This window comes from Hymenobacter tenuis, from assembly GCF_054780495.1.
The window spans coordinates 620463-646985 of record NZ_BAAGWF010000001.1 but is presented as its reverse complement, the minus strand read 5'-3'; the positions used below and the strand labels follow the sequence as shown (position 1 = coordinate 646985).

The following is a 26523-nucleotide window of genomic DNA, read 5'->3' as shown; positions in this document are numbered from 1 at the left end:
ATTGCCAATCAACCGTAGCTGCATTTCACCCTTGCAGGAGCTTACAGACGCCTTTCTGATGCTATGCTAGCGGGCTTGCCACCTACCTGAGCAGCCTCAGGGAGTAGTCATTCCTTCCCGAAATTGGAGCTGGCACTAGGTGTCATTTTTCCGTCAAGCACCAGCAGTACCCCTTCGCCGATGGCACCAACGGATAACTCGGTCGGCTTCCACCCATAGGGGTAGGTACGGTGCGCGCCTGATGCCCGGTCAGCTTCACACAGTAGGTAACTAGGTCCGTTGTTGAGCGGTAACGTCCGTTCGATGGTGAATTTGCGCTCCACCGTCTTTCCATCTGGCGTAAGCAGGTAGACCAGGTAAGCCACATCTAGCACCTTATCGGGCTCGTTCAGATTCCGATGTACGGTTAGCGTTTGCTTGTTCCAGTGCAACTCAGCAACCGCTACCATGCCGGATTTGGAGGCCTGAGGCAGCTTGTTGCGTTTATACAGGCGCTGCAGCTCCTTAAATACACTGTCGGCGCGGCTGTACTGGCCTGCTGCATTATGCGCCTTCATCAGCTTGCCCGGCAGTTGCGCTTCCTCCGGAAACAGGCGCAGGGCGCGGGTATAAGCGGCAGCAGCTTTGCGGTAGTCGCCGGTAAAACTGTACTCCAGCTTCCCGATATCCAGGAGCGTTTCCAGATAGCGCGGGTGCGTAGGAGGAATTACGGCCGCGGCGGCATAAAAGCCCGCCAATGCCAGCGGATACTGCTGCTGCAAATGCAATAGGTGCGGCACCATATACAGCGCATCCGGCGACGGATGTGGCTGTGCTTTCAGCTGCTCAAAATAACGCAGGGCCACTTCATACTGCCCGGCATGATAGTATACCAGGCCTTTCTCTACCTGATACTCCGTGTTGGTAGGCTCGGCCTGAATGGCAGCCTCAAAGGCCTGCAGTGCTTCGGGGTACCGCTTCCCAAACCGCAAGGCCACGCCTTTCTGGAAGTATACCGGCCCGGTCGTCAGGCCTTTAGCTAACGCCATATCCAGGTAGGTAACGGCAAGGTCGTCTTGCCCAATCTGAAAGTAGGAGCGGCCAACCATATACGCTTCCGGGCCGCTTAACTGCTTGGCAACTGCTGCCTGCCGCACAATGGCGGCGTGCTTGCCCTGGCGGTATAGGCTTTCAATACTTTGCCCCTGCGCCAGAGTACCGATAAAAAGAAACCATCCAAGTAAAATACGATGCATAACTAGGCAAGAAATAGCAAGTAATCGGAGGCTACAATGATACCGGCTTTTCTTTGCGAATGCAGCCTAGCAGGAAGCATACTCCGGCCGATTTAACTTGGCGCTCAGGCCGCCGTGCTAGGGTGCAAGTACTGGCGAACCGTCTTAACTTGCAGGTTCTCTTACGATGCTTCTTTCTATTTCATTCCGCGGAATTTCCCTGCAGGTGGAAATGGTATAGAAAGGCCACTGCTGCATGAAAATTCTTCGCGTCCGATTTTATAACCTGAACTCCCTGCGCGGAGAGCACACCATTGATTTCAGCCAGACTCCCCTGGCGGATGCCGGCCTGTTTGCCATTACGGGGCCTACTGGCGCGGGCAAAACCACCATTCTTGATGCCATTACGCTGGCTCTTTACGGCCAGGTCCCGCGCCACGAAACCAGCGGCCCCGAGCACGTCATGAGCCACGGCACCGGCGAGAGTTGGGCAGAGGTAGAGTTTGAGGTGAATGGCCAGCAGTACCGCTCGAAGTGGGGCCAGTACCGCGCCCGCAGGCGGCCCGAAGGCAAGCTCCAGGATCCGCGCATGGAGCTGAGCGAGCGGAAAGTAGCCGAGAATGGCGAGGAAACGTGGCCCTTTCTGGAAACCTATAAATCAAAAGTACCTACGCGCATTGCCGAGCTCAGCGGCCTGGAGTACAAGCAGTTTTTGCGCTCCGTGCTGCTAGCCCAGGGCGACTTCACCCGTTTCCTGAAAGCCCCGGCTGGCGAGCGGGCCCAGTTGCTGGAAAAAATAACCGACACCAAAAAGTACTCCGATATTTCGCGGGCGGCGTTTGAGCGGGCCAAGCAGGAAACCCAACAAGTAGAGCAGTTGCGGGCTGGGCTGGCGGGCGTACAGTTGCTCACGCCGGAGGAGGTAGCGTTTCTGGAGGAAGAAGTGCAGCAGCTTACGGCCCAGCTAAAAGACGCCACCGCGGCCCAGGAGCACTTGCAAGAAGCTCGCCAGTGGCACTTGCGCCTGCAGGAGCTACGGCAAAAGTTAACCGCTACGCAACAGCGCCAGCACCAGCTTGCCGCCCAGGCCGAAACCTTGGCCCCACTACATCAGCGCTTGGCCCTGCATCAGCAGGCAGCCCCCTTTGCCACCGAGTATGCCCTGCTCCGCCAGGCCGATGAGCAGTTGGCCCGGTTACGGCGGGAGCTGGACCTAGTGCGCCAGCAGTTGCCTCAACTACAAGAGAAGCGTACGGCTGCGGAAGAGGCTCGCGTGACGGCTCGTACAGCTTATGAGCAAGCCACTACCACACGAGAGAAGCAGGAGCCCAAACTACGCGAGGCGGAGCTACTAGACCATCAGGTAGCCGAGGCCCAACGCGTACTCATCCAGGGCAAGGCCGAATACGAGGAAAAAAATGAGCAGTGCAAGCGCCTGAAAGCCACGGCCGAGCATGCCGGGACCCGCGCCCGCGCGCTGCGAGAGCAGGTCCGCGACCTGGATAAATGGCTTACGTTGAATGCAACGGTGGGTGAGCTGTCGGCGGGGTTGCCGGAGCTCTCGGCTAACCTGCAGCACTGGGAGCACCTGAAGGCTGAGTTGGGGCAGTTGCGCCAGCGCCTGCACGAAGCCCGGCAGCGCCAGCAGCAGGCCGCTGCCCTAGCTGCCTCGCAACAGCAAACCGCCGATGCCGCCCGCCAGCAACTCACCGCCCTCACCGCCCAGCACGAGGCCGCCAGTACCTCGCGCGATGGGTGGCTGCGGCGGCTGCACTACCATGTGAGCAGCTTGCACCAAGAGCAGGAACGCGAGCAGCAGCACTGGGACGATTTGCGCCGCAGCCTGCACATGCAGCAGCTCATCCTTTCACATACTGATACGCGCCAACTGCTGGAAAGCGGCCAGCCCTGCCCCGTGTGCGGTGCCACTGAGCACCCGTACGTGGCTGGCGTGCTGGGTGTGAGCGAGGATACGTTTCAGCGCGACCGGCAGCGGGAAGAAGAGCTTAGCCAGCGTGTACGAGCATTAGGCACCCGCTTCAACCGCCTCAATACTTACGTTACGATGCTGGAGCAAACCGGGCCCGACCTTGCTCCTCCCACCGATTCTGGTGAGTCCATCCAGCTGCTGCCTGAAGGGGCCGAAAAAGCTGCCGCTGAAGAAGTAAAAGCCTTGGTGCAGGAGCTGCGGCAGCTACAGGAGCAGCGCACTGCCGCCGAGCAGCGGGTGCAACAGGCCCGCATGCAGCAGGAAGCCGCCGCCCAGCAGCAGCAGGAATACGCGCAGATTGTCAATCAGCTGGAAAAAGAGCTGGCCGATGCTGAAGACCGGCTGCCAACGGCCCGCACCATGATTCAAAGCCAGGCCCAGAGCTTCGGGCTGAGCTTTACCGAAGAAAACGGTCGGGCCCTGATGGAGCAGGCGCGCGTGCGCATTCAGGAGTTTGATCAGAACCAGCAAAAGCTTAATAACGCCAAGCTAGAGCTAAGCGGCGTCAGCGTAGAAGCGGAAAAATCGGATGCGGCGAAGGAAGAGCTGCAGGTGTGGCTTCGGGCGCGCAAGCAGGAGCTAGTGGAGCGCCATCACGGCATTCAGAGCATGCACCAACAGCGGCAACAGTTGCTGCCCGAAACCGACGTAGCGCGGGTTCGCCAGCAGTTGGAGGAAGCCGTGCGCACCACTGAGCAGCGCCGGCAGCACACCGAGCAGCAATTTCAGCAGCAGGAAACTGCCCTTACCGTGGCTACCGCCCGCCTACGCCAGCACGAGCAGGACACCAACGAGCAGCAGCAGGCCCGCGAGCAGCGTTTCACTAGCCTCACTGCAGCCCTGAGCGCCGCCAACCTTTCGCCGGCCCCCGCAGCGTTGCCGGCCTTGCTGCTAGCTGATGCCGAGCTGGGAACCCTGCAAAACCAACTGCGCCGCCACGAGCAGGAAGTGGCTCTCACAGAACAAGTGCAGCAGGAAACCACCCAGCAACTAGCGCAGCAAGAGGCGCGCGCCCTCACAACTGAGCCGCTTGAGGCACTGGATCATCAGCTTACCTTTTTAAATCAACAAGTAGCTTCATTCAACCAGCAACTAGGGCAGCGGCAGGAGCGGTTGGGCAGCCACCGCGCCGGGCAGGAGCGCCACGCAGCCTTGGCCGCTGAGCTGGAAAAGCAGCAGCAGGAAGCACGCCGCTGGCGGCAGCTGGCGGAGCTTATCGGCTCGGCTGATGGTAAGAAGTTCAGTGAGTTTGCCCAAGGCCTGACTCTAGCGCGCCTCGTTGACCTGGCTAACCGCCACTTGCACCGCTTTACGGACCGGTACCGCATTATGCGCAACCCCGAGCAGCACCTCGACCTGCTAATTCAGGATGAGTATCAGGCTAGCTCCGTGCGCTCCATGAACTCACTCTCGGGTGGGGAAAGCTTTCTGGTGAGTCTGGCGCTGGCGTTGGGCCTTTCGGAGCTAGCGGGCCGCCGTACCCAGATTGATACCTTATTTATTGATGAAGGCTTCGGTACTCTTGACCCCGACACGCTGGATGTGGCCCTTTCGGCGCTGGAGCTGTTGCAGGGCACGGGCAAAACCATTGGTATTATCTCGCACGTGGAAGCGCTGAAAGAACGCGTAACTACCCAAATCAATGTGCGCAAGGGCGCCGGCGGCATTAGCACTCTGCGCGTACTGGGGTTTGGCGAAGAACTGTAGCCTAGCCCTTACCTCGCACTCAACCCCTCTCCTACTGCCCTGATTTCGGCCCAGCTCCAATAGCGGCGCGGCTCAATGCCAGCATACCCCGCGCTAAAAAAAGCAGTTACCTGTTGCTCCAGCCGCTCCGCCGGGATAGAAGACGCATAGATGGGCCGCTGGTCGGGGTCGGCGTAGCGCTGCACTTTAGTAAGGGCCTTGCCGCTCAGGCGCAGCAACGGGCCGGTATCGGTAATGCCATCGAAGGTCCAGCGGCGCGGGGTTAGTTCCTCATCATTAAGTTGGGTGGCCAGGGCATCGAGCGGCAGGCGCGGCAGCGTGGGGCGGCTTTCCAGGTCAATCCAGGTGGTATACTTGTACTCAAACTCGTAGCGCTGCCCACTATAGATGCTAAGCACCATATCGGCGCCCAAAGTGGCACTGAACAAGGCATAGTATGGCAACGGCTCCGGGGTTTGCACCACTACCAGTCCTAGCTCGGGGTAGCGCCGCACCGTGGTGGCCGGACTGTGCAGGATGGCCAGCGCCGCTTTCACGCGCTCATATTCCGGCTCCCAAACGGTTTGAGCTGTTTCCGGGGCTAGTACTACCTGCTCGAAGCGCGGCAAAAACCAGGCGAACTTCTCGGCCGATGCTTCGTCTTCCCGGCGCCGCTGAGCGGGCGCACCAAAGGGCACGTAAAACCTGGTTTTCTCTTCGGCATTTAGCCAGCACACCAGCTTCAGGGCGTGGTCAGCAACTGGGTCCGCCCAGTTTGTTTCCCGGAAATCCCCTAGGGTCGCTACCAAGCGCAACAGGTGCTCGTGTTCCAGGGCCCGAGTTGGGTGCAACAGCGCCCACACGCCCACAAAACCGTCAATATCAAAATGGTTGGCGGTAACGGCCGCAGCCTCCATTCCGGTCGTTTCCAGGTGGTGCAAGGCCCGCAACACAGAACCGGCGCTGGTATCATCTCGCAGCAGTTCAGGGGTGGCGGCTCCGCGCCAGTGCGCCAGCGTGAGGGCCGCCCCTAGTCCGGTGCTATCCACTACAATAGTTGGCTGCTGGCGCAGGTGCTGAAACGGAACGAAGTGCTTGGGCAAGGCTGAAACAAGTAAAAAGGTACTCCCACAAAAGTAAGCGCCAACGCCTCACCTGCGGCTCAGAGGCTTTCAGGTCCTAGCAGGTAGCAAGTGAAACGTTAAAAGAAGCGGAGGCGGACTGCCCTAATGCACTAGTAGCTCATCAGGTTGAGTTACTCCAGCTTCCTAATCAGCTTCCTTCACCTGCGGAGAGTAACTCACCGTTACCTTTTAACTCGGCGGTTGCTGATGCGCTCAACCCGGCTGCGCCGCACCCAGTGCAGGTACTTCTGCAGTTCCTCGGCCTCTCTCAAGGCCTCCACTGAGTTGTACCGGCGAGCTAAATCGCGGTTGCTGAGTAGCAGGTGAATTGTGCTATGGCAAGGCTGACATAACTCTACCGTTGGGCCAAAGCGGCCGCCTTCTTCCCGTGGCACCAAATGATGGCGAGACGTGTGTTGCACTTCCCGCTCACATAGTCCACAACGGGATTCAGCCAGTGCCGGAGCAGGTTGAAGGGGTACGGGTGGTTTTCTACGCATTGGGTTTAGTTTCTTTACTTAACCATGATCCAACGGCCTAGGATTCTCTATTTGAATTATGATAAAATAAATGCCAATATTTTGTTGTCGATTTTGAATAAGGACTATATTTGGTTGCGCTACAGCTACATGCGCTCCACTGAGCGAGCGAATGATGTAGTAGTCGCTTCTTTTTAAATCCTGGGTTTTCTTTCACTACTAATTGCACACCTATGCAAATTTCTACTCCTGCACTTTCTTTCGGTCGCTTTTTACGGGTAGCGGGTTTGCTACTGGCGCTGATTGTATTTGCCCCTACTACTTCCAAGGCCCAAACATGGCTGGTTTCTACAGATGCCTACGTCAAGCTGGGCGTACTGGATAAGTTTGGCCAGCTGGGCGGCTATACTGCCAAGTTTGTGGTTATCAACCAAAGCACCGGGAAAGAATACATCCTGGTGAAGCAGGTAGAAAAGGGCCAGAACGGCGCCGACGTGATTTTTCCTTCGGAGCCTTCCGAAGCCGATTACTTCAAAACTGAAACCGGCGAAGCAGCTCGTGCCCTACCCGGTCGCTACACCTGGGAGTGCCTGGTAAGCGGAAAAAAAGTGGTTGGTGGCCGCTTTACCTTTTCTGAAGTCGCAAATGATGTTACCTTGGTGGGCAAGAACTAACCCCTCCTTTTACCCACTCACCCACAATCGAAAGCCTGGTGTTGCAGCACCAGGCTTTTTTGTGCCCAAATTTCGCTGTTTGCGCCACTTTCAAACCTAGGCGCCGTACACAAGACAGTATATTTCATCCCGTATACTTCACTTGTTACTCAGCTGCGCCATGCCTAAGAAGTCATTTTCAGAGCTTATTAACAGTCCGGGCATGCCAGTGCTCGTTGATTTTTATGCCGACTGGTGCGGCCCCTGCAAAACGATGGCCCCTATCCTGGAGCAGGTAGCTGCCCAACACCAGGGCAAGCTCAAGGTCATCAAGATTGACGTAGACCGGAACCAGGCAGCAGCGCAGCAGTTTCGGGTGCAAAGCATCCCTACCCTGATCTTATTTCATAAGGGCCAGCCCGTGTGGCGGCAGGCGGGCGTGGTGCCTGCTACCCAAATCAGCCAGGCCTTGCAGGGCGTGATGGGCTAGCGTGGCGAGTAGCTCTAAACTAACCACCGGGTAAAGGCGTTTCCTAAGCATGCCCTTACTTTTGGGCTTCACGCACACGGTTGGTTGGAATGGCGCTACGGCTTACGATTTTAAGTATCCTGCTCGGTATCCGGGTAGTATTTTCAGTACAGGTTCAGGCCCAGCTCCGATATACTATCTCGGGAGTAGTGCGCGCAGCTAACACCACCGGGCCGTTGCCCGGCGCATCGGTGGCAGTACCGGTGCTCGGGCTAGGCACCACCGCCGATGAAACTGGCGCTTATTCTCTCACGCTGCCGGAGGGCCGCCACCAGGTGGTGGTCTCGTTTATTGGCTACGACACCCAGACCCGCGAGCTAAACGTGAACCGCAATCAGAGGCTTTCGTGGCAGCTGGCGGAAGCCGGTAACCAGTTGGGTGAGGTGGTGGTAGAGGGCTACGGCAACCTGGAGCAGAAGCTCCAAACGCCCCAGATGAGCGTGGAACGCCTCACGGCCCGCGAGGCCAAATTGTTACCGGCCCTATTTGGGGAAGTGGATATTCTGAAAACGCTGCAGCTGAAGCCGGGTGTGCAGAACGGCGGCGAGGGCACCTCGGGCCTATTTGTGCGGGGCGGTTCCTCCGACCAGAACCTGGTGCTCCTGGATGATGCCTTGGTGTACAACCCCAGTCACTTATTTGGGCTCTTCTCGGTTTTTAACCCCGATGCGGTGCAGTCCGTGGACTTATACAAGGGTGGCTTTCCGGCGCAATATGGCGGGCGGCTTTCCTCGGTGATAGATGTGAAGTTGCGCGAGGGCAACCGCGAAAAGCTGGGCGTGAGCGGCGGCATCGGCCTGATTTCGTCGCGGCTTACGCTGGAAGGCCCTCTAGCCAAGAAAAAGGGCTCTTTTATCCTGTCAGGTAGGCGCACCTATTTCGATGTCTTTACGCGTCAAATCAACAACTTCCAAAAAGACAACCCCGACTATAACCCGATTCCGGATTACTACTTCTACGATTTCAACGCCAAAGCTAACTACACGCTAGGCCCCAAAGACCAAGTGTTTCTGAGCGGGTACTACGGCCGCGACGCCTTTGGCTTTGCCTCGCAGGGCGGCTTCAATTTCAGCTTTACCTGGGGCAACACCCTAGCAGCGGCGCGCTGGAACCACGTATTCAACAAGCGCCTCTACCTCAACACCACAGCCTCCGTCACGAATTATCAGTATGATGTGACCAACAAGCTGGACCAGTTCAGCTTCAACCTCGGCTCTACCATCCGCGACTATTCCCTGCGCTCCGACCTAGACTACACGCCCAATGAGCAGCACACCTTGAAGTTTGGGGTGCAGGGCACTAAGCACCGGTTTGGGGTAGGCCGCCTGCAGGCCGGCTCCGGCGACGGGCGCCTGAATATCGGTTCGGATGTAGCTTACAACGGGCTGGAAGGCGCCGTGTATGCTTCCGACAATTTTCGACCCTCCGACAAATGGCAGCTGGAGTATGGCTTGCGCCTCACGGGTTTCCAGAGCGGGTCTAATGCGTATGGCGGCCTAGAGCCCCGCGGCGCGGCCCGGTACTCGCTCACGCCCAAAACCTCGCTTAAAGCCAGCTACGCCATGATGTACCAGTACGTGCACCTGGTTACGAACTCCGGCGCCACACTCCCCACCGATATCTGGTATCCGTCGCGCCTGTCCGTGAAGCCACAACGCTCGCAACAGGTAGCCACGGGCGTGAGCTTCTTGCTCGGCGACGGCAAATACCTGCTCAGCAACGAGCTGTACTATAAGTGGGCCCAAAACCAGGTCGATTTCAAGGATGGCGCTCAGCTGTTTGTCAATCCTGATCTGGATTCGGAGTTCCTGTTTGGCAAGGGCTGGGCGTACGGCACAGAGCTGTATCTGGAAAAGAAAACCGGTCGCACTACCGGCTGGATTGGCTACACGCTTTCCTGGAGCAAGCGCCGGTTTCCGCCCCAGCGCGGCACCAGCGGCATTAACGAAGGCCGCACCTTCTACCCTACTTACGACCGGCGCCACAACCTGACGGTGGTAGTGCTGCACCAACTCAACGAACGCCTCAACCTAACGGGCTCCTTTGTGTACACTTCCGGCAACGCCACTACCCTGCCCGCCGGCCGCTTTGCAGTACAGGATGTGTACGGCGACGACCCCTCGGCAGTGCCCATCTACCCCGACCGCAACACCTTCCGGCTGGCTCCCTACAACCGCCTCGACCTGGGTGTGGTGTGGAAGTTGAAGCCGAACCGCTGGTTTCCGGAATCTGACCTGACGTTTAGTGCCTACAATGCTTACAACCGGCGTAACCCCTACTTCGTGTACTTTGATCAGGTGCGGGATGGCGAAGATGGCCCGGTGACCAGCTACCGTGCCCGCCAGGTTTCCCTGTTCCCGGTTATTCCGGCCGTGACGTACAACTTTAAATTCTAGGCCTGCCGCTTCCATGACACTTCACGTAAAAAACAGCCTAGTAACGCGTTACCTCTCCTGCTTGCTCGCCCTGGCGGCTCTTACCGGCTGCGACTTAGAGCAGGATATTGATGTGGCGCTGCCGGCCCTGCCCGCACAGTTGGTGGTAGAATGCTACCTAGAGAATGGCGAGGTACCGCAGATGACCGTGACGGAAACCGTACCGTACCTCTCGGATCCTAATCCGGTGGTGCCTACCGATGTAACCGTGCAGCTCACGCTAGCCAGCGGCACTATGGAAACCCTGCGGTTTGGGCCGGGTCTGAATACCCGTACTGGCAAGGCCTACACCCACCTTGGCAGTCAGCCCCTTGTAGCCCGCCCCGGCGACACGTTCCGGCTGGAGGTAACGGATACCAAGGGGCGCCGGGTAACGGGCACGGCCACCATGCCCGCCCTCGTCCCCATCGACTCGCTGGAGTTTAAGTTCAACGAGCTGCCGCCAGAGCAACGCGAAGCCTACGTACTGACCAGCTTCCAAGACCCGGTGGGTGTGGGCAATTACTATCGACTCCAAATTCACCGCGACAGTATTTCCGATGAGCCGGAGCTGGACTATGATGTGGAAGACCGCCTGAACGATGGCACTCGCTTTACGCTGGGCAGCAGCTACCGCTTCGACCCCAACGATACGCTGCTGGTTACGCTCTACCACCTGGATCAGCCGTATTACCTGTTCCGGCAATCGGTAGATGATGCGCGCAACGCCAATGGCAATCCGTTTTCGCAGCCCTCATCCATCAAGAGCACGGTGCAAGGCGGCGTGGGCGTTTTTACGGTGCTGAGTTATGACCGCAAACAGATAATAGTTCGGTAGAAAAAGTAACACCGAGGCGTGCAACCACCGGCTTGCTTCTGCTACTCTACCAGGCATCTACCCACCTTCTATTTTCCTGTTAGACGTATGTATCGCTTTCATTCTCTGGTATCCGTTTTTCTATTGATGCTGGTGACAGCCCTGAGCAGTTGCCAGAAAGACACCGAAACGCCAGCTCCTACCAGCTCCGTTACGGCTGCCCAGCTCGTACAGAAATGGCAGCTCGATGAAGTGTACATTAATAACCAATTATCGGCCAGCGGCACCAATATCAAAGACCGGTACACGATTCAGTTTCGTGCTGATGGCACGTATGTGCAAACGATGCTGGCGGATAACACCACGTATGCCGGCACCTGGAAGCTGGAAGAAGGCACCGTGGTGACGCTCAAACTGACTGACCACAAAGGCGACCTGCAGCAGTACGTGGTGGGTGCCGTCTCGAACCAAGTGCTGCGCTATGCCCGCGTGAACAGCAAAGCCGAAACGGAGGAACTGCGTTTTACTAGCTTGCTATAAGCCGCAAACCCTAGTCTATTTTCTCGAAATATCCCGGCCTTTTAGTGCTACTTCTATGATCCGTATTTCTTCTCTGCTAGTGATGTTGCTGCTTTCGGCCGGGTTTGGCCTAAGCAGCTGTGAGGTGTTCTCAGAGCCCAAATGTGGCTGCACCCCACCACCCCCCGAGCCCATAAAGGCGGCCGCCCTAAGCCAGGTTTCTACGTGGTGGCTGTATGAGCATAAGGTAGGCGACCAATTCGCCCGCGAGGATGCTATCAAGGACCGGTTCTCGATGCAGTTCCGAGCCGATGGCACCTACACCCAAACGATGCTGAGCGATGGCACCGAATATAAGGGTACCTGGATGCTGATGGGCACCGACAACCGCACCCTACACCTCACCGACCACAAAGGCAGCACCCAGGAATTCATGATGGCCACCGCCGGAACCGTGATGCTTGCGTATTACCGCCAAGACAAAAACAACCAAACGGAGTACTACTCCTTTAAATCAACTAAATAAGCTGCTGGCTTATTTGATTTCCCTAGGCACAGAAAAGGCCGCAACCCCGGTTGCGGCCTTTTCTGTGCCTAGTAAGTTCTCGTCGTTTACAGCTTCTCCAGCACCCGGCGGAGCAACGCGGTCAGTCGCGGCTCTGCTACGGCGGCCGTGCGCAAGATGTCGGCAATATCTACCTTCTTCAGCTTGCCCGGCGCGCATAAGTCCGTAATGACGGATATGGCCAGCACTGGCAAGCCCATATGCACGGCAGCAATAACTTCTGGCACCGTGCTCATCCCCACGGCATCGGCCCCAATGGTGCGCAGGTAGCGGTACTCGGCGGGGGTTTCGAGCATGGGACCGGGTAAGGAGGCGTACACCCCACGGCGCAGATACTGGCCTAGCCCGAGTTCCAAAGCCGCCTGTTCCGCCACTTGCAGCAGCTGCAGGTCGTAGGGCTCCATCATATCGGGGAAGCGCGCGCCCAACTCATCGAGGTTTTTACCGATAAGCGGGTTGGTAGGCTGCAGATTGATGTGGTCCTCGAGCAGCATTAGGTCCGAATAGTCGTAATCGGGGTTGAGGCCGCCGCTGGCATTGCTCACGAACAGGCGCCGAATGCCCAGCAGCTTCATCACGCGTACCGGAAATACTACCTGGTCCATAGTATAGCCCTCGTAGTAGTGAAACCGGCCGTGCATCACTAGCACCCGCTTACCCGCCAGCGTACCCGCCAGCAGCTCTCCGGCGTGGCTTTCCACCGTCGAGACAGGAAAGTGCGGAATATCGGCGTAAGAAAAGCGGTGCGCTACCTCTATTTCCTTGGCCAAGGCCCCGAGCCCCGTGCCGAGGATAATGCCGGCTTCGGGCTGAAAATCTTGCAGGGTTTGGCGGAGATAGGCGGCGGCTTCGTGAAGTTGGTGCATGAAAAGCGAAGGCTAGGGTAGAAAACAAATCAACCTGAACCTAACACAGAAAGCTGCGCTAGGTTCAGGCTGACAAAGTAAGCCGATTACGACTACTGCACGTTTACCTCAAACGGCATCCGAGCCTGTACACCCTTCATTTCTGACAGCTTTTTGTATTGCAGGTACATGGGGTACATGGGGCCCATTTCTTCTTTCACCATCCGCAAACGCGCTTCTTCGGAGAAAGAGCTGAAGAGGTTTTCGGCGAATGATTTCTGACGGGGAAGCTTCTGAATGCGGTAGTCACCTTCCTTTAGGTTAGCCCGGCGAGCGGCAATGCGCAGAGCATCATCCATCGAGCCGAGCACATCCACGAGGCCACGCGCCTTGGCTTCCGTGCCTGACCACACGCGGCCCGAAGCCAAGCGGCGCAACCGCTCCACCGGCATTTTGCGACCTGCGGCAGCTTTAGTGGTAAAATCGGCGTAGATGCGGTTGATTTCAGCCTGGAATTGGCTTTGCTCGAAGGGAGTCAGGGCGCGCGTGATGGTCGGGAAATCGGAGAACTTGCCGGTGGTAACGCGGTCTGTCGTGATGCCGATTTTCTCGCGCAGGAAGGGCTCGATGTTCGGGAGTACACCGAATACGCCAATGCTGCCCGTGATGGTAGTAGGGTGCGCCACAATGGTGTCGCAGCCCATGGCGATAAAGTAGCCGCCCGAAGCCGCCACATCCGACATGCTGGCAATCACCGGCTTCGATTTCTTGGTCAGCATCACCTCGCGGTAAATGATATCGGAGGCCAACGACGAGCCGCCGGGCGAGTTGATGCGCAACACCACGGCTTTTACTTTCTTGTCGAGGCGGGCTTTGCGAATGGCCTCGGCAAAGTTGGTGCTGCCAATGCTTTCGTTGCTGCCTTTGCCCGTCACGATGTCGCCTTCGGCGTAAATCACGGCAATGCGGTTGCCGCTGGTGCTGCCTTCCTCGTCCTTGGTCTTTTTATAGTCCGAGTAGTCAATCAGGCTCAGCTTCTTGTCTTTCTCCACGCCCAACTTGCCTTTCATGTAGTCGGTAGCCTGGTCGTAGTAGCCTAGGTCCGTTACCAGGCCCAACCGTTTAGCGTCATCGGCGTTGTGCACCAGCATCGAGTCGCTGATAACCTTGAGGCGAGCCGGCGCAATTTTGCGGGCGGCGGCTACTTCGGCCAGCATCGAGTTGTTCATCGAGTTCAGGAACGACGCGGTTTGCATACGGGCCGAATCCGACATGTTAGTGCGGAAATACGGCTCCACGGCGCTCTTAAACGAACCAACGCGGAAAATCTGGGCCTGCACGCCTAGCTTATCGAACAGGTTTTTGTAGTACATGGTCTCGGAGCTGAGGCCGTTGAACTCCAGCGTGCCCTGTGGGTTCAAGTAAATCTTGTCGGCTACGGAAGCCAGGTAATAGCTTTTCTCCGATTGCGCATCGGTGTAGCTCACCACAAACTTGCCCGACTTTTTGAAGGCGACCAGCTCGTTGCGGATTTCCTCCATCGAGGCCATGCCACCTTGCACCAGCTCTAGGTTCAGGAAAATGCCTTTGATGTCCTCGTCGTTTTTGGCCCGCCTAATGGCATCTTTCAGCTCATCCAGCCCAATGGTGCTGCTTTGCCCACCCATAAAAGCCGACAGTGGGTTGTTGAAATCCCGCTCGCCAATAGGTTTGTCAAGGGTCAATTCCAGCACAGAGTTGCTGGCTACGGTTACTTCTTTGTCAGACGATGCTACGCTCACCAGAATGCCTACCAGCAAAATCATTCCGAGCAGGCCCAGGATGATAACGCCGGTAATGGTGGCCAGCACGTATTTAAAAAACTGTCTCATCAGCGGAAAATGAATAGTCAGGTTACTTCCTGTAACAAAAGTATCGGCTTTTAATCCCCGGTTTTGGGTATTCAACCAACGGGCCGGTTTGGCGCCTGAACGCCCCTAGCGCGCCTGTTTTATGGAGCGAGAAACTGCCTGAAGTACTCGGTAATGTCGCAACAGCAAGCATCACACCGTCAGCACACGAGCTGCTTCAACTGTGCGGACGCCAGATCAAGCAGGATACGTTCTTCTAATGGGTTTACTAGCTTATACCTACTTAGTAGCCGTACTTCTCGCCCCACAACTGGCGCAGGCGCTCCTGGGCTTTGGCTTCGGCGGGATTATGGCCGGGGTGGTAGAACACGGTGCCGCTGAGCGGTTCGGGCATAAACTCCTGGTAGGCGAAATTGCCTTCATAATCGTGGGAGTACATGTATTTGCTGCCGTAGCCAAGTTCTTCCATGAGCTTGGTGGGGGCGTTGCGCAACGGAATGGGCACCGATTGCACACCTTGCTGCCGCACCAGCGCCCGCGCCTCCCGAATGGCCTTGTAGCTGGCGTTGCTTTTTGGCGACGAAGCCAGGTATACCACCGTTTGGCCCAGAATAATATCCGATTCCGGCATGCCGATAACGGTAACCGCCTGAAAGCAGCTTTGGGCCAAAATCAGGGCGTTGGGGTTGGCCAGGCCTACATCTTCACTGGCCAGAATCAACAGTCGGCGGGCAATGAATTTCACGTCTTCGCCACCTTCCAGCATCACGGCCAAATAGTACAGCGCCGCGTTGGGGTCAGAGCCTCGAATGCTTTTAATAAAGGCCGAAATAACATCGTAGTGCATTTCGCCCCCTTTATCGTAGCGCGCTAGGTGCTGTTGGGCCAGTTGCTGCACGCCTTCATCAGTGATAATGATTTCACCGGTTTTGGGGTCGGGGCGGCCGGCCTCTACCACAATTTCCAGCAAGTTCAGCAGCTTGCGCGCATCGCCGCCCGAAATGGTAAGCAAGGCGTTGTAGTCCTGTACGCGTACCTTTTTCTGCTTCAGAATCTCATCGTGGGCCAGGGCGTTATCCACGAGGGTTGTGAGCACCTGCTTGCCTAGTGATTCGAGCACGTACACTTGGGCCCGGCTTAGCACGGCCGGAATCACCTCAAACGACGGGTTCTCGGTGGTGGCCCCAATCAGCGTAACGATTCCTTGCTCCACGGCCCCTAGCAGCGCGTCTTGCTGGCTTTTGCTGAAGCGGTGAATTTCATCAATAAACAGCACCGTACCGCGCTGCTTTTTGGCGCGCTCAATTACTTCGCGCACATCTTTCACGCCGGCATTCACGGCGCTAAGCGAGGCAAAGGGTTTACCCAATTCCTGCGCTAGTAAGTTGGCCAACGTAGTTTTGCCTACGCCGGGCGGTCCCCACAAAATCAGGGACGGTAGCCGGCCGGCTTGCAGGTAGCGGCGCAACACCCCGTCGGGCCCAATCAGGTGCTGCTGCCCGGCGTACTCATCGAGGGTGCGGGGGCGCATGCGCTCGGCTAGCGGCGCGCCTGGCCTAGGCGTGTAAGGCGTTGGGCCTTGGGGAGCGGGGTCAGAATCGAAAAGGGAGCCAGTGGCCATAGGAAGGAAGCGCGGATGGAAAGAACGCAAGCTGAACAGGTGACGTCGATACACACCGGCGGCCCGCTCACTTACGCAGCAAACAAAGTTAACTACGTCAGGCAGGGGATTTGCGCTGCCTTCCTGCAATTCAGCCCTACCTTCGTTTGCAATGAAAAACTCAGCGAAAGTACACGCGGCGCTTTTTGTGGTGGCGCTCATTTACGCGGCTAACTACAGCATTTCCAAGGATGTGATGCCGCGCTACATGGGCCCGTTTGGGCTGGTACTGCTGCGTATTGTGGGGGCTGCACTCTTCTTTGGCATTCTGAGCCGCTTGGTAGCACCCCAAGACCGCATTACGGGCCGCCCCGACCAACTGCGCGCCATTGCTTGCGGAGTGCTGGGCATTGGGCTCAACCAGCTGCTGTTCTTTTCGGGCCTTAACCTTACCTCTCCTATCAATGCCTCGCTTATCCAGACGATTGCACCGGTAGTTACGGTGCTGGCCTCGGCGGTATTGTTGGGCGAGCGGCTGACCCTGCCCCGGCTCCTGGGTATTGGACTTGCGGGCGTGGGGGCAGCTAGTATTATTCTGAGTCGGGGCCCAGTAGCGGCAGGCGGGCAAGACGGCCTGTTGGGCAACGTATACATCTTGCTCAATGCCACAGCTTTTGGCGTGTACCTGGTGCTCGTGATGCCCTTGATGCGCAAGTATCATGCGTTTACGGTGCTGGCCCGTATTTTCTTGGTGGGCGCTTTTCTGGCGGTGCCCGCGGGTTGGCAGCAAATTCAGGCGCCCGATTACGCAAGTTTTCCAGCCAGCATTTGGGCAGCTATTGCCTACATGGTTATCTGCCTGACCATAATGGCGTATCTGCTCAACAACTGGGCCCTGAAGTACGCCTCTCCTTCCCTGCTGGGCGCTTACATTTACTTACAGCCCGCCCTGGCTGTTGGCATTGCCGTGGCACTCGGCAAAGATTCCCTTACCCTCACCAAAGCGTTGCAGGCCCTATTGATTTTCGGCGGGGTGTTTTTGGTAAGTCGCAGAGCAAAGCAGCCGGCGCCCGCAGTGGTGCCCCTAGAGCCAGTGCAGGACTAACTTTCTGCTGCTTTCGGCTTACTGGGTGTGGCTACTAGCTCTGTAAATTCGGGAAAGTAGAAACAACACCCGTTGCCCGTAGAAAGGCAGGAACCTACTACCTTGTAGCTACTACCCTATTTCCTGCTATGAAAGCATTTCTCCTGCTTGCACTCCTTACGGCTCCGACGGCCCCGGCCGCGTGGGCTCAAACCGCAAAATCCGCAGTGGCCAGCCCTGTTGCTACCCAAGCAAAAACCGCAAACGGCATACTGGAAGGCGTCACTACTGCTAGCGGCATCCGCACGTTCAAAGGGGTGCCCTTTGCGGCGGCGCCCGTGGGTGCATTGCGCTGGAAAGCCCCCCAATCACCCCTAAGCTGGACGGGCGTGCGGCAAGCCAAAGCCTTTGGGCCCCGCGCCATGCAGTTGCCTTTGTTTGGCGACATGAACTTCCGCTCCAACGGCGTCAGTGAAGATTGCCTGTACCTGAACGTTTGGACGCCGGCCAAATCAGACAAGGAGAAGCTGCCAGTGCTGGTGTACTTCTACGGGGGGGGCTTTGTGGCCGGCGACGGCTCCGAGCCGCGCTACGATGGCGAAAGCATGGCCCGCCGTGGCATGGTAGCCGTTACGGTAAACTACCGCCTGGGCGTATTTGGGTTCTTGGCTCACCCCGAGCTAACGCAGGAATCGCCGAACAAAGCATCTGGCAATTATGGCTTCCTCGACCAGACCGCGGCGCTGCGCTGGGTACAAGAAAATATTGCTGCTTTTGGCGGCGACCCAAGTAAAGTAACCATTGCCGGCGAATCGGCTGGCTCTATGTCCGTGAGCGCCCAGATGGCATCACCTCTGTCCAAAGCGCTGTTTGCCCGGGCCATTGGCGAAAGCGGCTCGATGCTGAATACCGGTTTCGGGCCGGTTCCGCTGGCGGAGGGCGAACAGGCCGGTGTTGCTTTCGCTACCAGTTTAGGGGCTTCGTCATTGGCCGCGCTCCGGGCGCTACCAGCCCAACAACTGCTAGAAGCCACCGGCAAACCCGGCACGCCCCGCTTCGCTGCTACCCTTGATGGCTACTTCTTCCCCCAGAAGCCCACAGCTATTTTCATGGCCGGCCAACAGGCCCGCGTGCCCTTGCTCGTAGGCTGGAACTCGCTGGAAATGAACTACCCCTATATTCTGGGCCAGGAGCAACCAACGCCGGACACCTTTCGCCAGGCGGTGCAACGGCTTTACGGCGAGCAGGCCGAGGAAGTACTGAAGTACTACCCGGCCGATACCCCAGAGCAGGCCCGCCATTCGGCTAATGAGTTGGCCAGCGACCGGTTTATTGTGTACAGCACCTGGAAATGGGCCGATGCCCACAGCCAGACAAGCGGCCAGCCGGTGTACCGTTATGTGTATGCCCGCCCCCGCCCGGCCATGGTGCCCGAAATGGGCAACGCAACGCCGGGCCTAGCGGGCGGCGTAGTAAAACAGCCCGATTCAGCTCCTAGGGCTCCGCTTGCTACCGGCGCTGTGCACTCAGCAGAAATTGAATATGCCCTGGGCAACTTAGGCACCAACCACGTGTACGCCTGGACTCCCGATGACTACAAGGTATCCGAGACGATGCAAACCTATTTTGCCAACTTCATTAAAACCGGCAACCCGAACAGCAAAGGCATTCCGGTGTGGCCCGTGACCACCGCCGGCAAGAATAGCCAACTCCTCCGCATTGACGTGCGGACCCGCCCTGAACCTGAAACCGACCGCGCCCGCTACCTCTTTCTAGACAAGCAAGTCGGCAAATAGCGGAGCTTGTGCAGTGCCTTTTCAAAGGAGCTTGGCGTAAGCCGGGCTCCTTTTTTTGTTGTCGGTTGGGCTCCGCTAGGTACCTAGTAGCAGTTTTGCCTTATACTCCGGCTTTCCTATATTCTTTCTTCTCTCACGAGCAACTCAGACCTTTGCTAAAGGCCAAGCCAGATAACTCCCTACCCCCGGTTTGAGCCTAAACCCAACCTAGTGGACGCCGCCGAAACCCGTAAAATCATTCACCTCGACATGGATGCGTTCTATGCCTCGGTGGAGCAGCGCGATAACCCGGTGCTGCGCGGGAAACCCGTAGCCGTGGGTGGCTCCCGGCAACGTGGCGTGGTAGCGGCCGCCAGCTATGAGGCCCGAAAGTTTGGGGTGCGCTCGGCCATGTCCTCGGCAGTAGCGCTGCGCAAATGCCCGGAGCTAGTGTTCGTGAAGCCTCGCTTTGAGGTATATAAGGAGGTTTCGCGGCAAATTCGGGCCGTCTTCGCGGAGTACACGCCGCTTATTGAACCGCTCTCCCTCGATGAAGCCTACCTCGACGTTACGGAGAACCTTAAAGGCATAGCCTTGGCTACCCAAGTGGCCGCCGAAATCAGAGCCGCTATTTTCCAACAAACGCAGCTTACTGCGTCGGCAGGTATTTCCTACAATAAGTTTCTGGCCAAGCTGGCTTCTGATTACCGCAAGCCCAACGGCCAGTTTGTTATTCGGCCCCACCAAGGGTTGGCCTTTGTAGAGAAGCTAGCGGTTGGCGAGTTTCACGGCATTGGCCCCGCCACAGCCGCCCGGCTCAACGCACTGGGCATCTTCTCGGGCCTCGATTTACGTCAGCAGACCGAGACGTTCCTACGTCAGCACTTTGGCAAGGCTGGCTCGCATTACTACCTCATTTCCCGCGCCCAAGACCACCGCCCTGTCGTACCCGACCGCCTGCGCAAATCTATCGGCTCCGAAACCACCTTTGAGCAAGACTTGCGTACGCCCGAGGAGCTAGTAGCTGGCCTGCAACCTTGCCTGGAATCAGTGTGGAGCCACTGCCAACGCACGGGACTGCGGGGCCGCACCCTCACGCTAAAGGTTAAGTACGCCGACTTTCAGCAAATCACGCGCAGCCGCACGCTTTTCGGGCCCATCGGCACCCAGGAAGCATTTGAGCAAATCAGCCGCGAACTGCTTACCGTCCTGTTGCCGGTTGACAAAGGCATCCGCCTGCTAGGCATTTCGCTGTCCAGCCTAGAAACCCCAGAGGAAGCCGTTGGTAAGCAGCTAGCCCTGCTTTTGTAGCAAACTTGTTTCGCAACTCGCAAAAATCAAACACAAAAAAGCCCGAAGCGAATCTCGCTTCGGGCCTTTCGTATGCTAAAGGAACCTATCCTCTACTGAGGATCAGACTTCATTTTAGACTTTTTCTTCTTGTTTTTCACTTTCACGTCGGCCTCAGTGGCCTTGGTTTCCGTTGGCGCAATGCTACCGCTGGTGGTGCTCGACTGCGTTTCTACCGTAGTGGTAGTGCTAGCAGGCGCCGTAGTTGTCTGGTTGATAGTACCCTGCATCGGCTCAGTGGTTGGCTGAGTCGTCGTTGTAGTCTGGGCTGGCTGCGTCGTGGTCGTGGTGGTAGTGCTGGAGTTGGTCTGCGCGTTAGCGGCAGAAACACCGGCAACTAATACAGCGGCTAGAGCAAGAAGCTTTTTCATAGCAGTTGGTTTCAGGGTGAACTAATCAGACAACCACACGGCTGCCTTTTGACTAGCCTTCAACGAAGCCTTGGCTTGTGTTGTTGTGTTGTTGCCCAAAAATATTTTCTACTACCCCCGTTTTTCTACCAAACCGTCCGGACCCTGCCCCGCCTCAAACCTACTTCAGTAGCTCGTGCAGCACGGTTTGCATGGAAAACACCCGGTTACCCGCCTCCTGAATCACTAAAGAATTCGGCGAATCCAGAATGGCATCCGATACTTCTACGTTGCGGCGCACGGGCAAACAGTGCAGGAATTTGGCGTCGTGGGTGCCGGCCATGTGCTCGGGGGTGAGCATCCACGACGGGTCGTTGCTGATAACCTGACCATAATCGAGGTAGCTGCTCCAGTTTTTGGCCTGCACGAAGTCGGCGCCTTCTAGGGCTTTCTTCTGGTCGTACTCAATGCGGGCGCCTTTCGTGAACTTGGGGTCCAGCTCGTAGCCCTCGGGGTGGGTGATAACGAAGTCCACCCAGTCTACTTCCGAAAACCAGTCGCAGAACGAGTTGGGTACGCACTGGGGCAAGGCGCGCACGTGCGGGGCCCATGTCAGTACCACTTTCACGCGCTCCTTTTTCTTGGTTTCGGCTACCGTAATCAGATCGGCAAACGACTGCAACGGGTGCAGCGTGGCGCTTTCCAGGCTTACTACGGGCACCGTGGCGTACTTCAGAATCTTGTTGAAGACTTCCTCACTGTAATCAGCCTCGCGGTCCTTGAGCGTTGGGAAAGTGCGCACGCCCAGCACGTCGCAGTACTGGCTCATCACGGCAATGGCTTCCTTAATGTGCTCTTGCGTGCCGCCATTCATCACCGCGCCATCGGCCATTTCCAGGGTCCAGGAATCGGCGCCGGCGTTGAGCACCCAGGCTTGCGCGCCCATGTTGTAGGCCGCCTTCACCGAGCTAAGCCGGGTACGCAGGCTGGGGTTGAAGAATATCAGCCCTACGGTTTTGTTTTTGCCGATGTGCTGGTACCCAAATGGATTCGCCTTGATTTCCAGGGCTTGCTGCAACAGGGCTTTATAGTCGCCCGCATCGGCGAAGGAGGTGAAGTTTTTCATTAGGTGTTGGGAGTTAATCACTTAAAATTTCATGACACAATTTTGCACTTCGCTAAACATATGCCATTCATAGGTGATGTAGAACTGTAATGAGTTATAGTTATTCCTAACTTGCCTAAAGACTACTTTTTAAGTTTTACCTTTTGTAGTATATGCTCTATGTTAATAGACTTCAAGGAGATTCCACAAGCAAATAAACCAGGAGGGTATCAAGACTCTTTCGAATTGTTTTCTAGAGATTTTATCGAATTGCTTGGCTACGAAATAGTAAGTGGTCCAGCTAGAGGTGCAGATGGAGGCATCGATTTTAAAGTAAAAGAAAACCGCAAAACGCAAAATGGACACGTCGATTTCTATTGGCTAGCAAGTTGTAAGCATTATATTCACTCTGACACTGCAATTGGGCCATCGATCGAGCAAAATATATTAGACAGAACAATTAGCAATGGCTGTCAAGGTTTTATGGGAATATACTCCACTTTACCAACTAACGGGCTTATCAATTTACTAGAAGGATTAACAAAACAAGGTTATATAGAGCATAAAATATTCGACTATGGAAAAATAGAGAATAGAATTGTGGGCATAGCTTTATTTGAAAAATTATTCATCAGATACTTTCCTAAATCTTATAAAAATTGGAAAGAATTATACTATTATATCGAGCCAATAAAATTATTTGAAATGTATTTAGATTCAAAATTAGATGCATCTATCAAAGGTGTTTTCTTATCAGCATTTAAATCTGTTGGGAATTTGATAAAAGCCCTAAGAATGCATGATGGCCTCAAAGAAGCCTTAGCTGATGAAGGTGTAACCTTGATACATGACTCTGAATTTCAACACTACAAACATCGTAGAGATGGTAGATATATTCTAGAAGAGAAGTCCGTTGTATTGTCGAAAAATACGAAAAGGAACTTTGGCTTTGAATTTAAACACAATCATAATGTCAGAACCAAACACTTGGTTAATGCCTTCTTAACAGGCTTAATACCTCCCAAAACAATCCTAAAAAGAAAAGGTGGATTATTTGGTTATGACGGCAACAAGGAGTTAGTCGATAAGGTTAAGTACAGGTACAATATATTGTTACCACCAAAAAGTTTCAATAGCAGCATATTAGATTTTAGATTAAATAGCAGCTTGTATGTATTCAGTACTTTGATAATTGCAGATGATGGTCATTACGAATTATTGAACTCGTTGTTTTGTGACTTTAAAATAATTTTATCATAAATGTTTATGTAGCACATCTCATATTATGAGCCTCTCATATTTTGAGTAATTACTCAAAATATGAGAGGCTCATAACTTTACATGGCCTTGTACTCGTTCCAGCTCTTGATTTTCAGGTCTTTCATTTCCAGCGTGCAGAAGGCTTGGATGAAGGCTTTGGCTAGGCGGGCATTCGTCAGCAAACCAACCCCGAAGTCGATGGCGGTACGGCGGATTTTGTAGTCGTTGTCCAGTTCGCCCTTCGAGAGGTTCTTGGGGATGTTGATGACCAAGTCGATCTTCTTCTCCTTCAGGTAGGTCAGCACGTTAGGCTCCTGGTAGTCGTCGGGCCAGAAGAGCAGGCTCGACGGCACGCTGTTTTCGGCGAAGAAGCGGTGAGTGCCCTGGGTAGCATAGATAGTGTAGCCCTTTTTCACGAGCAGTTCTACGGCCGAGAGCAGCGTGACTTTCGACTTGATGGGGCCGCCGGAAATCAGCACCGTTTTCTGCGGGATCTTGTAGCCCACACTCAGCATCGACTTCAGCAGGGCTTCCTCGGCGGTATCGCCCAGGCAGCCCACTTCGCCGGTGCTCACCATGTCCACGCGCAGTACTGGGTCGGCGCCGGGCAGGCGGGTGAAGGAGAACTGTGGGGCCTTTACGCCCACAAAGGGCAAATCGTAGACCCGCTCGCTCTCGTCGCGCGTTACGTCCTTGCCCAGCAGCACCTGGGTAGCCTTTTTGATCAGGTTGTTGCCTGAAACCTTGGACACGAACGGAAAGGAGCGTGAGGCGCGGATATTGCACTCAATCACTCGGATTTCGCGGTTTTTCTCCAGGAACTGGATGTTGAACGGCCCGCTAATCTGGAAGCGCTTGGCAATCTTCTCGGCAATGATTTTGAGCTTGCGCACCGTGCCCACGTACACGCGCTGGGGCGGGTAGTACATGGTGGCGTCACCGGAGTGCACGCCGGCAAACTCCACGTGCTCGGAAATGGCGTAGCTAACAATTTCGCCCTTGTCGGCCACCGCGTCCAGTTCAATTTCCTTGGCTTCCTGCATAAATTCCGACACTACCACCGGGTATTCGGCGCTTACCTCGGTAGCGGCTCGTAAGAACGCCTCCATTTCAAAGGCGTTGGAAACTACATTCATCGCGGCCCCCGACAGCACGTAGCTCGGACGAATCAGCACGGGGTAGCCTACCTCTCCCACGAACTCAAACATAGCGTCCAGAGAAGTCAACTCCTTCCAGCGGGGCTGGGCAATGCCCAGCTCGTCCATGATGCTGCTGAACTTGTGACGGTTCTCAGCCTCATCAATGCGGGCCGGCGCGGTGCCCAGGATGGGCGCGCTAGCATCGGCTAGGCGGGTAGCGAGGTTGTTCGGAATCTGGCCACCCGTGCTCAGGATTACGCCTTGGGGCTGCTCGAACTCCAGAATGTCCATCACCCGCTCAAAGCTCAGCTCCTCGAAATACAGGCGGTCCGAAACGTCGTAGTCCGTAGAAACGGTTTCGGGGTTGTAGTTGATGATGATGGTTTTGTAGCCTTCTTCAGCGGCCGTCTGCACGGCATTCACGCCGCACCAGTCGAACTCCACGGAGCTACCGATGCGGTACACGCCCGAGCCCAGCACCACAATGGACTTGTCGGTTTCCTGGGCCAGGTCGTTTTCAGTGCCGTGGTAGGTGCTGTAGAGGTAGTTGGTTTTGGCCGGGAATTCGGCTGCCAGTGTGTCAATCTGCTTGATAACCGGCAGTACACCCAAGGCCTTGCGGCGGGCCCGCACTAGCAGCTCGTCGGCTTTCACGTCGCCTTCCCCGAGCAGCTTCACGGCAATTTGCTGGTCCGAAAAACCAGCTTTCTTTACGTCGCGCAGTAGGCCAGTCTCCAGCGCGCCTAGGCCACTGCCGCGCTTCTCTGCCAGCTTCTTGCCCAGCTCGAAAATGGTTAACAGGCGCTGCAAGAACCAGTGGTCAATCTTGGTCAGATCGTGCACCTGGTCTAGGGTGTATCCGGCCTCAAACGCTAGGTTGATAGCGAAGATGCGCTCCTCGTTTGGCTCGCTCAGCAGCAGATCGATTGTCTTGTTATCCACCTGCTCAGGCTTGTTGGCCACGAAGCCGCGCTTGCCAGTATCCAGCATACGCAGACCCTTCTGAATGGCTTCCTCGAAGGATTTGCCGATGGCCATTACTTCGCCCACGCTCTTCATGGCCGAGCCAATCTGCCGGTTCACGCCCTCAAACTTGGCCAAATCCCAGCGCGGCAGCTTCACCACCACGTAGTCTAGGGCCGGCTCGAAGAAGGCCGACGTCGTCTGGGTCACGCTGTTTTTCAACTCCGAGAGCGAGTAGCCTAGGCTCAGCTTGGCCGCTACAAACGCCAGCGGGTAGCCCGTGGCCTTAGAGGCCAGTGCCGAAGAGCGCGACAAACGGGCATTCACCTCAATCACGCGGTAGTCCTCCGACACGGGGTCGAGGGCGTACTGAATGTTGCACTCCCCCACAATGCCGAGGTGGCGGATGGTCTTGATGCCGATGCTGCGCAGCTTGTGGTACTCGCGGTTGCTCAAGGTCTGCGACGGGGCCACCACGATGCTCTCCCCGGTGTGAATACCGATGGGGTCAAAGTTTTCCATGTTGCAGACCGTGATGCAGTTGTCATACTGGTCGCGCACCACTTCGTACTCCACTTCCTTCCAACCCTTCAACGACTCCTCCACCAGAATCTGGTCGGAGGTTGTGAAAGATTTCTGGGCTAGGGTCCGCAACTCGTCCATGTTGTTGGCGAAACCGCTGCCTAGGCCACCTAGCGCAAACGCTGCCCGAACGATAATCGGGAATCCGATTTTCTCGGCCGCGGCCAGCGCGTCCTCCATATTCGTGACGGCCACGCTACGGGCCGAAAGCACCCCGATCTGGTCAAGCTTTTCCTTGAAAATATCCCGGTCCTCGGTGTCGATGATGCTCTGCACGGGCGTGCCCAGCACTTTCACGTTGTACTTCTCAAACACCCCACCGCGGAACAACGCCACAGCGCAGTTCAGGGCCGTTTGGCCGCCAAACGCTACCAGAATACCATCGGGTTTCTCCTTCTTAATGACCTCCTCTACGAAGTAGGGCGTCACGGGCAGGAAGTACACGTCGTCGGCAATGTTGTCCGACGTCTGCACGGTGGCAATATTGGGGTTGATGAGGATAGTACGGATGCCTTCCTCTTTCAGCGCCTTGAGGGCCTGAGAACCGGAGTAATCGAACTCACCGGCTTCGCCAATTTTGAGGGCGCCGGAACCGAGGATGAGAACTTTGTTGGGTTTTTCCATTCTAAG

At 56.2% G+C, this 26523-nt stretch carries 19 protein-coding genes; 11 read left to right on the top strand and 8 right to left on the bottom strand.

All coding sequences use genetic code 11. The annotated features are described in order from the left end of the window. Window positions 1-107: 107 nt before the first annotated feature. Window positions 108-1235 (bottom strand): tetratricopeptide repeat protein, encoded by a 1128-nt coding sequence (locus ACYVGU_RS02850; protein ID WP_460620826.1) that lies wholly within the window; start codon window positions 1233-1235, stop codon window positions 108-110. A 235-nt stretch (window positions 1236-1470) separates the two neighbouring features. On the opposite strand from ACYVGU_RS02850, the gene ACYVGU_RS02845 reads away from it, so the two are divergent. Then, window positions 1471-4911: an AAA family ATPase gene (locus ACYVGU_RS02845; protein ID WP_460620825.1), complete on the top strand. Its 3441-nt coding sequence runs from the start codon at window positions 1471-1473 to the stop codon at window positions 4909-4911. An 8-nt stretch (window positions 4912-4919) separates the two neighbouring features. On the opposite strand, the gene ACYVGU_RS02840 is transcribed toward ACYVGU_RS02845, so the two are convergent. Beyond that, on the bottom strand, window positions 4920-5993 hold the full coding sequence (locus tag ACYVGU_RS02840; protein ID WP_460620824.1) for a DUF6687 family protein: 1074 nt from the start codon (window positions 5991-5993) through the stop codon (window positions 4920-4922). Between the two features lie 733 nt (window positions 5994-6726). Between ACYVGU_RS02840 and ACYVGU_RS02835 the strand changes: the two genes are divergently transcribed. From ACYVGU_RS02835 to ACYVGU_RS02810, 6 genes are all read left to right on the top strand, one after another. Next, window positions 6727-7167 (top strand): hypothetical protein, encoded by a 441-nt coding sequence (locus tag ACYVGU_RS02835; RefSeq protein WP_460612572.1) that lies wholly within the window; start codon window positions 6727-6729, stop codon window positions 7165-7167. A 160-nt stretch (window positions 7168-7327) separates the two neighbouring features. Then, window positions 7328-7636 (top strand): thioredoxin family protein, encoded by a 309-nt coding sequence (gene trxA / locus ACYVGU_RS02830; RefSeq protein ID WP_460612573.1) that lies wholly within the window; start codon window positions 7328-7330, stop codon window positions 7634-7636. An 89-nt stretch (window positions 7637-7725) separates the two neighbouring features. Beyond that, a complete protein-coding gene (locus ACYVGU_RS02825; protein ID WP_460620823.1) occupies window positions 7726-10071 on the top strand; it encodes a TonB-dependent receptor in 2346 nt (781 codons plus the stop codon). Window positions 10072-10084: 13 nt separating this feature from the next. Next, on the top strand, window positions 10085-10927 hold the full coding sequence (locus ACYVGU_RS02820; protein WP_460620822.1) for a DUF4249 domain-containing protein: 843 nt from the start codon (window positions 10085-10087) through the stop codon (window positions 10925-10927). A gap of 87 nt (window positions 10928-11014) precedes the next feature. After that, window positions 11015-11446, top strand: a complete 432-nt coding sequence (locus ACYVGU_RS02815; RefSeq protein WP_460620821.1) for a lipocalin family protein — start codon at window positions 11015-11017, stop codon at window positions 11444-11446. A gap of 55 nt (window positions 11447-11501) precedes the next feature. Continuing rightward, window positions 11502-11951, top strand: a complete 450-nt coding sequence (locus ACYVGU_RS02810; protein WP_460620820.1) for a hypothetical protein — start codon at window positions 11502-11504, stop codon at window positions 11949-11951. 86 nt (window positions 11952-12037) lie between these two features. Here ACYVGU_RS02810 and ACYVGU_RS02805 read toward each other — a convergent pair whose 3' ends face one another. The 3 genes from ACYVGU_RS02805 to ACYVGU_RS02795 all read right to left on the bottom strand — a co-directional run bounded on the left by ACYVGU_RS02805 (window position 12038) and on the right by ACYVGU_RS02795 (window position 16216). Next, on the bottom strand, window positions 12038-12856 hold the full coding sequence (locus ACYVGU_RS02805) for a purine-nucleoside phosphorylase (protein WP_460612578.1): 819 nt from the start codon (window positions 12854-12856) through the stop codon (window positions 12038-12040). 92 nt (window positions 12857-12948) lie between these two features. Continuing rightward, complete coding sequence (gene sppA / locus ACYVGU_RS02800; RefSeq protein WP_460620819.1) at window positions 12949-14706, bottom strand: signal peptide peptidase SppA; 1758 nt, start codon at window positions 14704-14706, stop codon at window positions 12949-12951. Window positions 14707-14968: 262 nt separating this feature from the next. After that, window positions 14969-16216: a replication-associated recombination protein A gene (locus ACYVGU_RS02795; protein WP_460621987.1), complete on the bottom strand. Its 1248-nt coding sequence runs from the start codon at window positions 16214-16216 to the stop codon at window positions 14969-14971. 241 nt (window positions 16217-16457) lie between these two features. Between ACYVGU_RS02795 and ACYVGU_RS02790 the strand changes: the two genes are divergently transcribed. The 3 genes from ACYVGU_RS02790 to dinB all read left to right on the top strand — a co-directional run bounded on the left by ACYVGU_RS02790 (window position 16458) and on the right by dinB (window position 20455). Continuing rightward, on the top strand, window positions 16458-17390 hold the full coding sequence (locus ACYVGU_RS02790; protein WP_460620818.1) for a DMT family transporter: 933 nt from the start codon (window positions 16458-16460) through the stop codon (window positions 17388-17390). A gap of 128 nt (window positions 17391-17518) precedes the next feature. After that, on the top strand, window positions 17519-19165 hold the full coding sequence (locus tag ACYVGU_RS02785) for a carboxylesterase/lipase family protein (protein ID WP_460620817.1): 1647 nt from the start codon (window positions 17519-17521) through the stop codon (window positions 19163-19165). A 210-nt stretch (window positions 19166-19375) separates the two neighbouring features. Then, a complete protein-coding gene (gene dinB, locus ACYVGU_RS02780) occupies window positions 19376-20455 on the top strand; it encodes a DNA polymerase IV (RefSeq protein ID WP_460620816.1) in 1080 nt (359 codons plus the stop codon). A 92-nt stretch (window positions 20456-20547) separates the two neighbouring features. Here the strand turns inward: dinB and ACYVGU_RS02775 are convergent, their stop codons facing one another. Together ACYVGU_RS02775 and ACYVGU_RS02770 are read right to left on the bottom strand one after the other, a co-directional pair. Beyond that, the gene (locus ACYVGU_RS02775) at window positions 20548-20865 is read right to left on the bottom strand and encodes a hypothetical protein (protein WP_460620815.1); all 318 of its coding nucleotides are present in this window, start codon (window positions 20863-20865) and stop codon (window positions 20548-20550) included. 160 nt (window positions 20866-21025) lie between these two features. After that, window positions 21026-21970, bottom strand: coding sequence for a Rossmann-fold NAD(P)-binding domain-containing protein (locus tag ACYVGU_RS02770; protein ID WP_460620814.1), 945 nt, complete (start codon window positions 21968-21970; stop codon window positions 21026-21028). A 159-nt stretch (window positions 21971-22129) separates the two neighbouring features. Between ACYVGU_RS02770 and ACYVGU_RS02765 the strand changes: the two genes are divergently transcribed. Next, window positions 22130-23209: a hypothetical protein gene (locus ACYVGU_RS02765; protein ID WP_460620813.1), complete on the top strand. Its 1080-nt coding sequence runs from the start codon at window positions 22130-22132 to the stop codon at window positions 23207-23209. A 77-nt stretch (window positions 23210-23286) separates the two neighbouring features. Here the strand turns inward: ACYVGU_RS02765 and carB are convergent, their stop codons facing one another. Further along, window positions 23287-26517 (bottom strand): carbamoyl-phosphate synthase large subunit family protein, encoded by a 3231-nt coding sequence (gene carB, locus ACYVGU_RS02760; protein WP_460620812.1) that lies wholly within the window; start codon window positions 26515-26517, stop codon window positions 23287-23289. Window positions 26518-26523 lie beyond the last annotated feature (6 nt).

What these genes read in the sequence shown, in the direction of transcription:
- sppA (WP_460620819.1), bottom strand. Translation starts at nt 14,706, where the DNA reads ATGAGACAGTTTTTTAAATACGTGCTGGCCACCATTACCGGCGTTATC.
- ACYVGU_RS02790 (WP_460620818.1), top strand. Translation starts at nt 16,458, where the DNA reads ATGAAAAACTCAGCGAAAGTACACGCGGCGCTTTTTGTGGTGGCGCTC.
- ACYVGU_RS02785 (WP_460620817.1), top strand. Translation starts at nt 17,519, where the DNA reads ATGAAAGCATTTCTCCTGCTTGCACTCCTTACGGCTCCGACGGCCCCG.
- ACYVGU_RS02765 (WP_460620813.1), top strand. Translation starts at nt 22,130, where the DNA reads ATGTTAATAGACTTCAAGGAGATTCCACAAGCAAATAAACCAGGAGGG.
- trxA (WP_460612573.1), top strand. Translation starts at nt 7,328, where the DNA reads ATGCCTAAGAAGTCATTTTCAGAGCTTATTAACAGTCCGGGCATGCCA.
- ACYVGU_RS02850 (WP_460620826.1), bottom strand. Translation starts at nt 1,235, where the DNA reads ATGCATCGTATTTTACTTGGATGGTTTCTTTTTATCGGTACTCTGGCG.
- ACYVGU_RS02825 (WP_460620823.1), top strand. Translation starts at nt 7,726, where the DNA reads ATGGCGCTACGGCTTACGATTTTAAGTATCCTGCTCGGTATCCGGGTA.
- ACYVGU_RS02845 (WP_460620825.1), top strand. Translation starts at nt 1,471, where the DNA reads ATGAAAATTCTTCGCGTCCGATTTTATAACCTGAACTCCCTGCGCGGA.
- ACYVGU_RS02770 (WP_460620814.1), bottom strand. Translation starts at nt 21,970, where the DNA reads ATGAAAAACTTCACCTCCTTCGCCGATGCGGGCGACTATAAAGCCCTG.
- ACYVGU_RS02835 (WP_460612572.1), top strand. Translation starts at nt 6,727, where the DNA reads ATGCAAATTTCTACTCCTGCACTTTCTTTCGGTCGCTTTTTACGGGTA.
- ACYVGU_RS02810 (WP_460620820.1), top strand. Translation starts at nt 11,502, where the DNA reads ATGATCCGTATTTCTTCTCTGCTAGTGATGTTGCTGCTTTCGGCCGGG.
- ACYVGU_RS02775 (WP_460620815.1), bottom strand. Translation starts at nt 20,865, where the DNA reads ATGAAAAAGCTTCTTGCTCTAGCCGCTGTATTAGTTGCCGGTGTTTCT.
- ACYVGU_RS02795 (WP_460621987.1), bottom strand. Translation starts at nt 16,216, where the DNA reads ATGCGCCCCCGCACCCTCGATGAGTACGCCGGGCAGCAGCACCTGATT.
- ACYVGU_RS02805 (WP_460612578.1), bottom strand. Translation starts at nt 12,856, where the DNA reads ATGCACCAACTTCACGAAGCCGCCGCCTATCTCCGCCAAACCCTGCAA.
- ACYVGU_RS02815 (WP_460620821.1), top strand. Translation starts at nt 11,015, where the DNA reads ATGTATCGCTTTCATTCTCTGGTATCCGTTTTTCTATTGATGCTGGTG.
- carB (WP_460620812.1), bottom strand. Translation starts at nt 26,517, where the DNA reads ATGGAAAAACCCAACAAAGTTCTCATCCTCGGTTCCGGCGCCCTCAAA.
- ACYVGU_RS02820 (WP_460620822.1), top strand. Translation starts at nt 10,085, where the DNA reads ATGACACTTCACGTAAAAAACAGCCTAGTAACGCGTTACCTCTCCTGC.